The sequence below is a fragment of the Lysobacter sp. N42 genome (genome assembly GCF_004344885.1).
The window spans coordinates 1-3,092 of the sequence record NZ_SKFB01000096.1; the positions used below are offsets into that span (position 1 = coordinate 1).

Below are 3,092 nucleotides of genomic sequence, written 5' to 3' on the forward strand. Positions count from 1 at the left end.
ACCGAGCCCCAACTGCGGGCGCTAACACCTGAGTTAAGCCGCGCCGCGAAGCGGCGTCGGCTTGGACGAATTGTTAGATGGCCGCCGGGAAGATGAAGCCAGCAGCCAGAAACGCGATGAAAAGCAGTGCTTGCAGAAACGCTGATATGCCCTGGGCGTGCAGGCTCTTGACGCGCGAGATGTATCCGATCTGCGGGTGACCAACATTTTTCCTGATTTGGCGCAGCGCAACCCAACGAACCCAGCGTGGCAGGATGGAAAAGAACTGCTCCAGAACGCGGTGCATACGCACCTCGGTTTCAAGCTCAACGCCGTGTGATGCCGCAACCGATTGGATTTCCTGCTCCGTCGGCTCGTACGCTTTCAGTTTCGAGATAAAAGCGGCTTGGAGGGCATTCGACGCTTCATTAGCTGTCTTGAACCGGAGGCTGAAGATCTTAGAGGTAAGGCCGAACAGGCCGGAAAGACAGAGAAGGACACCCGCCGTAAGGAAGCCGGTCTTGCCAAGGAAGGGTATGAGCTTATCCGCGTTGCTCAGGAAGAACGATGCGACCGCTCCCGACCCTGCTAGGAGCCAGGTGGTAAAACTGTCCATAGGCTCGTGAGCCTTGAAGGCTCCCTCGAACATAGTGGACACGAGTTCGTTCTCGACGTTTGCACGCGAGAGCTCGTTCCACCGGACTAGAGCCTCAATGCTCTCGTGATCTGTCGTGGCCATCTAACACCTGAGTTAAGCCGCGCCGCGAAGCGGCGTCGGCTTGGACGAATTGTTAGCCACCTTCCGAGGATTTTGGCGGCGGTGCTTCTAGGAACGTATCAGCCTTTTCAGCGCTGGCTCGGCACACGGCTTCCCGCAATTCCGTAGCTACTTTAGACTTGCCGCCAACGACAAGCTTGATGCCTTGAGCGTAGTTGACATTCATTGCTAAGGCCAGCGCGTGCATTAGCTCGGGGGTATCTCCGTCTTTCCAGCTCGCCTTGCCCTGAATCATCAATTCGGCAAGCGCACGTGCGGAAGGTTCGCGGAGCGCGGTCGCCGTGCCCGGCCGCTCGCACAGCAAGGTAAGGACAGCTTGCGTTCGCCCAATCTCCCCAAACCGGGACTCTGCGATTAGCCGTGACAAGCGGTCTACGCGGTTGGCACGCTCGTCGGCACGAGCGGACCCGGCATGCAGCGCGAGGAGGCAGCCGAACAGGAGGGTCAAGCACTTCATGACGGGAAGTTGCTCCATAAGGTGGCTAACACCTGAGTTAAGCCGCGCCGCGAAGCGGCGTCGGCTTGGACGAATTGTTAGGCGGCGGCTCGCAATTGTTGGAGCGGCGCAGCCTAGAAGGCTGTGAGGGTACGTTTGCATCGCTCGCGGGCTACAGCCTCGGCTGGACGGCCTGCATTTGGCGCGCTCTGCAACGTCGGGTACGAACCAATTTCCTTGAAATAGGCAACCCCGCGGGCAACACAATAATCCACATGATCGGCCGCCAGCTGCTCAGCTGCAACCGCTTCTTGTGCAGATGCCTCACGACCCTGCTCCGCGCGGTCCTCAACCTTGTCAGCGTTTCCGCTCAGGTGTCCGAAGGCCCATATAGCAGCTAGGCCTCCGAACACAAGCAAGGCCTGCTGCCAGCCCTTCAGCTCGTCCAGTTTCCAGCTCATGAATCTTCTCCGCCAGTTGGACCATCGTAACTGTCAGTCGCGGCTCGTGTGTGTTGCTAGTACCGCGGGCGACATTACCCGCTCCGCCGCCTAACACCTGAGTTAAGCCGCGCCGCGAAGCGGCGTCGGCTTGGACGAATTGTTAGAGCGCGTTCCCGCAGCTCTCGCTTGCCGGAAAGAATACGTCGGTTGGAAAGCGTGGCGCCGGGGCGCCTTGCGCAACCAAAGCCCTGCACCCGCGAAAGACGACCTTCCTAAGGGTAACGGGGCGCTCGCCCGCAGGCGCGAGCACTAACCCGGTGGTGGTTTCGCGCCATGTTCCGGCTTTGGCTCCGGGCGGGCAAACATCACAGAACGCCGAGCTTTCGTAACGGCCAGACGCGAACAAGCGCACTTCCTGCCCAGCTCCTCGGCCCTTGGTCCAGGTTTCAACGGGCTCACCAACGGCCTGTCGCGCCGGCCTTAGCCACCACCACGCCGCTCCCCCTGCCGCGAGAAGAAAAACCACAAACGCGATTCTCTTCATGAGCGCTCTAACACCTGAGCTAAGCCGCGCCGCTGCGCGGGCTTTCCGAGGCCGATGATGCCAGAGCGTGGGCTCGGTTCAACGAAGCGACGAAGCGGCGTCGGCTTGAGCGACTTGTTAGCTGCAACGGCAGCGGGCGCGAACCGCGGCACGCGGCGGATTGCTCTTGAGCCCGCAGCGCTCGGCGAAGCGAGAAACGATCAGAGCAACCCGACGAAAGCCCAAGCTGGCCGGAGGCAGGCAGCCACACATGACAGATCCGAGCGCCGGCACTGACAGATGGGCGGTATGGAATACCGCTAGCGGCGAAAGCCGCCACGGCGCGGGCCGAGAAGAATCGGAGGGCGAACAGTGGCAGAAGCCCAACGCGGGATAACGTGCGCCACCGCGCTGCAACAGAACCACTGACAGCAGCTAACACCAGAGCTAAGCCGCGCCGCTGCGGCGGGCTATCCGGAGCCGATCATGCCAGAGCGGCCGGCCAGGACAACGGAGCCGTGAAGCGGCGTCGGCTTGAGCGACTAGTTAGCTGTGCGCAGCGGGTGCTCTTTCCGCCGAGGCGAACCTTCAACCCCTTGGCTTTGCACCCGCTGCAGTGAGCGAAGCGAGGATCGGCCAGAGCAACCCCGCGAAAGCCGCACCCCGGCCGTGGCCGAAGCCGTCGGATCCGGGCCGCCAGGCGTCCGAGCGCCGCCCGGTCATGCCTGGGCGGTATGGAATACCGCAGACGACGAGGCTTGTGCGGCGCGAGCCGAGAACCCTGGCGCAGGATGTGGCCGAAGACGACGCGAAGCCGCGGGCGCCACCGCGGAATACGGCCGGGCCACGTGCACAGCTAACACCAGAGCTAAGCCGCGCCGCTGCGGCGGGCTATCCGGAGCCGATCATGCCAGAGCTGCGGCAGCTTGGCCG

Annotated in this window: 3 protein-coding genes; all 3 read right to left on the reverse strand. The window is 62.3% G+C overall.

All coding sequences use genetic code 11. The features are described 5' to 3' along the window. Positions 1–73: 73 nt before the first annotated feature. Positions 74–718, reverse strand: a complete 645-nt coding sequence (locus EYQ95_RS26000; protein ID WP_132332091.1) for a hypothetical protein — start codon at positions 716–718, stop codon at positions 74–76. A gap of 52 nt (positions 719–770) precedes the next feature. Continuing rightward, positions 771–1,232, reverse strand: coding sequence for a hypothetical protein (locus EYQ95_RS26005; RefSeq protein ID WP_132332093.1), 462 nt, complete (start codon positions 1,230–1,232; stop codon positions 771–773). Between the two features lie 95 nt (positions 1,233–1,327). Further along, positions 1,328–1,654, reverse strand: coding sequence for a hypothetical protein (locus EYQ95_RS26010; protein WP_132332095.1), 327 nt, complete (start codon positions 1,652–1,654; stop codon positions 1,328–1,330). Between the last annotated feature and the right edge of the window lie 1,438 nt (positions 1,655–3,092).

What these genes read in the sequence shown, in the direction of transcription:
- EYQ95_RS26000 (WP_132332091.1), bottom strand. Translation starts at nt 718, where the DNA reads ATGGCCACGACAGATCACGAGAGCATTGAGGCTCTAGTCCGGTGGAAC.
- EYQ95_RS26010 (WP_132332095.1), bottom strand. Translation starts at nt 1,654, where the DNA reads ATGAGCTGGAAACTGGACGAGCTGAAGGGCTGGCAGCAGGCCTTGCTT.
- EYQ95_RS26005 (WP_132332093.1), bottom strand. Translation starts at nt 1,232, where the DNA reads ATGGAGCAACTTCCCGTCATGAAGTGCTTGACCCTCCTGTTCGGCTGC.